Source organism: Prevotella sp. P5-92 (genome assembly GCF_002251245.1).
Classification (GTDB): Bacteria; Bacteroidota; Bacteroidia; order Bacteroidales; family Bacteroidaceae; genus Prevotella.
In genome coordinates this window covers 1-4,311 of sequence record NZ_NPJG01000100.1, presented here as the reverse complement: position 1 = coordinate 4,311, position 4,311 = coordinate 1, and the positions used below count along the sequence as shown (strand labels likewise).

At 44.9% G+C, this 4,311-nt stretch carries 4 protein-coding genes, 1 rRNA gene and 1 pseudogene; all 6 read left to right on the top strand.

The genetic code is table 11. From position 1 onward, the window contains the following. Positions 1–11: 11 nt before the first annotated feature. Positions 12–124, top strand: a 5S ribosomal RNA gene (gene rrf / locus CIK99_RS10395). Positions 125–174: 50 nt separating this feature from the next. After that, positions 175–1,341, top strand: a complete 1,167-nt coding sequence (locus CIK99_RS10390; RefSeq protein WP_094381448.1) for a PAS domain-containing sensor histidine kinase — start codon at positions 175–177, stop codon at positions 1,339–1,341. A 236-nt stretch (positions 1,342–1,577) separates the two neighbouring features. After that, positions 1,578–2,108 carry a DUF177 domain-containing protein gene (locus tag CIK99_RS10385; RefSeq protein WP_094381447.1) on the top strand — a complete coding sequence of 177 codons (531 nt, stop codon included), beginning with the start codon at positions 1,578–1,580 and terminating at the stop codon, positions 2,106–2,108. Positions 2,109–2,122: 14 nt separating this feature from the next. Beyond that, the gene (gene rpmF, locus CIK99_RS10380; protein ID WP_094381446.1) at positions 2,123–2,311 is read left to right on the top strand and encodes a 50S ribosomal protein L32; all 189 of its coding nucleotides are present in this window, start codon (positions 2,123–2,125) and stop codon (positions 2,309–2,311) included. Continuing rightward, a complete protein-coding gene (locus CIK99_RS10375) occupies positions 2,311–3,318 on the top strand; it encodes a beta-ketoacyl-ACP synthase III (RefSeq protein ID WP_094381445.1) in 1,008 nt (335 codons plus the stop codon). The genes rpmF and CIK99_RS10375 overlap by 1 nt, the downstream gene beginning before the upstream one ends. Positions 3,319–3,596: 278 nt before the next feature. Beyond that, positions 3,597–4,311: pseudogene (locus tag CIK99_RS10370) on the top strand (DDE transposase); the annotation flags it as partial.

Here is a 4,311-nt window from a genome sequence, read left to right as displayed (position 1 = left end):
TAAAACTTATATCAGGTGGTTATTGCGGCGGGGTCCCACCTCTTCCCATTCCGAACAGAGAAGTTAAGCCCGCTTGCGCCGATGGTACTGCAATGCAATGTGGGAGAGTAGGAGGCCGCCTTCTTTTTCAATAGTCCCGAGGATAACATTATCCCCGGGACTTTTTTCTATCTAATGAATTGGACAGATAAAATTAGACAGGTAAAGATAGCGTTGGTCGTTACCGCTATTGTTATTGCGGTGGCGTCGTTGGTGGTTTCCCATTTCCTTATTGCTGATCTTTCAAAGGAGGAGAGACATAAGATGGAAGTGTGGGCTCAGGCTCTTCATACCCTGAACAGTGCTAATGAGAATACTGATGTCTCGCTTGTGTTGAGTGTGATCAAGGCAAATAATTCCATTCCTGTCATTGTTGTCGATTCTGCAGGTAACGTTATGGACTTCCGTAATGTTGAATTGTCGGCAAAGGACTTTTCTGATTCTCTTTCCGTTCTTTCTCGCGAGGCAAGGCGAATGATAAGGTCGGGTAGGGCGATAAAAATTCTTCTTCCTCCTTCAGGAAGTGGTGAGGATTACCAGATGGTTTGTTACGACGAGTCGCTCATGTTACGGCGTTTGGCTACTTATCCATATGTTCAGTTAGGCATAGTGTTCATTTTTGTCGTTGTTGCTATCATTGCGCTGTTGTCTTCAAAGCGCGCAGAACAGAACAAGGTGTGGGTTGGACTTTCCAAGGAGACTGCCCACCAGTTAGGGACTCCCATCTCCAGTCTGATAGCATGGATAGAAATTCTTCATGAGAATTATCCTGACGACGATATGATACCGGAAATGGAGAAGGACGTGAAACGCCTTGAGCTAATAGCAGAGCGTTTCTCCAAGATTGGTTCTTTGCCTGAACCGCAGCCTTCGAGTCTTAATAATGTCATTTCCAATGTCGTTGATTATATCGACCGACGCACATCTTCTGCAGTTCTTATGACGGTGAATATGCCTGAACACGATGTTGTAGTCCGCATCAATGCCTCTCTATTTGAGTGGGTAATTGAAAATTTGTGCAAGAATGCTGTCGATGCGATGGAAGGTAAGGGCAGGATATGTATTTCGATTTTCGAGAATGGATATGATGTTGCGATAGAGGTGGCTGATAATGGAAAGGGAATCAAACATAAGGATTTGAAGAATGTCTTTAAGCCTGGTTTCACAACAAAGAAACGTGGTTGGGGACTTGGCTTGTCGCTTGCTAAGCGCATTGTTGAGGAATATCATAAGGGAAAGATTTACGTTAAAGAGTCCGAAATAGGCATAGGAACAATCTTCAGAATAGAGTTGAAACGTTAAATACGAAGGGTTCTTCTTTTCAGGCTGACAATTCTCAATCCTATTTGGAAATCGTTAGTAAGGATAATCCTAAGGATATATCGAATCGGATATAATCCAAAAACTGCGCCTTCCTTTGTAAAAAGGAGGCTTTAGGCGTTGTTTTCATCAATATATCATTAAGAAAATAAAAAAAATAGTGTATAAGTTTCACTATATCAGAAATTATTAGTAACTTTGCAACCCAAAGTGAAATAATGTATAGTTTAGAGCAGTTGAAGATAGACTTGAACAGCCTGACGGACGGGATAACCGAGTTGAGGTTTGTGCTGGATGACGAATACTTCGAGGCCATCGATGCGCCAGAGATTCGCCATGGCAAGTTGTCTGTTGAATTGACAATAGAGCGTAAGTCTTCGCTGTTTGAACTGACTTTTGTCACGGAAGGAACGGTGACAGTACCTTGCGACATCTGTTTGGAGGACATGGATCAATCCATAGAGACAGAGAACAAGCTTGTCGCCCGATTTGGAGAAGAATACTCAGAAGACGATGACCTTGTGACGGTAAGTAAGGATGAAGGCATCCTCGACGTCTCATGGTTCATATACGAATTTATCGCCCTTGACATCCCGATCAAGCACGTTCATGCACCTGGTAAATGCAATCGTGACATGGTGAAGGCTCTTGAGGAGCATTCCGCCAACCGAAGTGGCGCTGAGGATAGTGAGGAGTCGATAGATCCGCGTTGGAGTGGATTATTGAAATTAAAAGACATTAAAGATTAAACAATTAAAGAATTATGGCACATCCTAAAAGAAGACAGTCAAAGACTCGTACACTCAAAAGAAGAACTCATGACAAGGCTGTAGCACCTACACTGGCAGTATGTCCAAACTGTGGCGCTTACTACATCTACCACACAGTATGCCCGACTTGCGGTTATTACAGAGGCAAGGTGGCTATCGTTAAGGAAGAAACAGCTGAATAATGAATAAGATAAACGCGATAATCACTGGAGTAGGAGGTTACGTTCCCGACTATGTTCTCAACAACGAGGAGCTGTCGAGGATGGTTGACACCAACGACGAGTGGATTATGACGCGTGTAGGAATCAAAGAGCGCCGAATCCTCACAGAAGAAGGACTCGGCACTTCCTATATGGCGCGTAAGGCTGCCAAGCAGCTTTTGCAGAAGACTGGTGTTGATCCCGACACCATTGATGCGCTCATCGTGACAACATCCACGGCAGACTACAAGTTCCCTTCGACGGCATCTATCGTCTTAGGGAAGTTAGGTTTGAAGAATGCCTTTGCATTTGACATGTGGGCAGCGTGCTGTGGTTTCCTCTATACTCTTGACGTGGCTGCTACAATGATTGAGAGCGGGCGTTGCAAGAAAATCATCGTGATAGGAGCAGACAAGATGTCGTCGGTCGTTGATTACAAGGACCGCGCCACCTGTCCTCTCTTCGGTGATGGAGCGGCAGCGGTGCTTGTAGAGGCAACAGAGGAAGAGAATATCGGTTGTATAGACTCATATTTCCGTACTGATGGCAAGGGATTGCCATTCTTGCATTTGAAGGCGGGAGGTTCGGTTTGTCCTCCTTCTCATTTCACCGTGGATCATCGTCTTCACTACCTTTATCAGGAGGGTCGTACCGTGTTCCGTTACGCGGTGACGAGCATGAGTGACGACTGCGCCTTGATAGCAGAGCGCAACAATCTCAACAAGGATAATATCGCCTATGTTGTGCCTCATCAGGCAAACATGCGAATTATCGAGGCTGTTGCTAAGCGTCTTGACTTGCCAATGGACAATGTGATGGTAAACATCGAGCATTTTGGTAATACCAGTGCTGCTACAATTCCTCTTGCCCTTTGGGAGCATGAGAACAAGCTAAAGAAAGGCGACAACTTGATATTCACAGCCTTTGGAGCTGGTTTCGTCCATGGAGCCTCTTACTATAAGTGGGCATATGATGGCGCGAAAGTCTAAGATTAAATGGGTAAATTGAATATTTTCCATATACATACTTTGAGGGTGCATTGACGTGATGTCAACACACCCTCATTTTTTATTTCACGTTTTTTACTTCAACGTTTACTTCACGTTATTTATTTCACGTTATTTAGGGAGTGTCGTTAAATTTTAAGATTATTTATAACTATCTATTACTCAATGTGATAGAAATTTTGTACCTTTGTAGATGATAAGAAAAATCCCCCAATCACCCTAGGAAAGTGACAAATTGGGGGAATCACAAAAGTGATACGATGGCAAAGGTACAACATTTTTCTGGAATAAGCAAGCGAATTCCGTTCGAAGGGTTCGATTTTTATGATTTATTTCGAGTTACGTTTGAAAACAGCGAACTTGGACGTATGAAACGGCTTCTCCCTCTTCATGAGATGGCAGTGAACTTTGGTTTGGTGAGCAACCATCCTGTACGGAAGCGTGGCCGGAAGTCCTTCTTCTCCCCGGAGGGCAAAGTTGCTCTGATGTTCCTGAAGATGTACACCCAGCTGAGTGCCCCGAAACTGCTGGAGCAGTTGAACGGCAACGTCCACTATCAGATATTCTGCGACGTGTACGTCAATCCTCTGTGCCCCCTGACGAACTACAAGCTGATAGATGACATCATCTCCGAGCTTTCCGACAAGCTGAAGATCCAGCAACAGCAGAACATACTCGCGGATGCATGGAAACCGTACATGAAAGAGCTTGATACATTCCACACAGATGCGACATGTTATGAGAGCGAGATGCGGTATCCGACGGACCAGAAGCTGCTGTGGGAATGCGTTGGGAAGTCATATCGTATGATGTGTGATGCCTGTCTGCGTCTTGGCATCCACCGCCCGAGGACGAAGTACCTTGACGTGGAGAAGGCGAACATGGAGTATGTGAAGCAGCGCAAACACAAGAAGTCACAACAGCGCAGGATTATCCGCCGGCTGTTAAACCTGCTGGGGAAGATCCTGAAGGAAA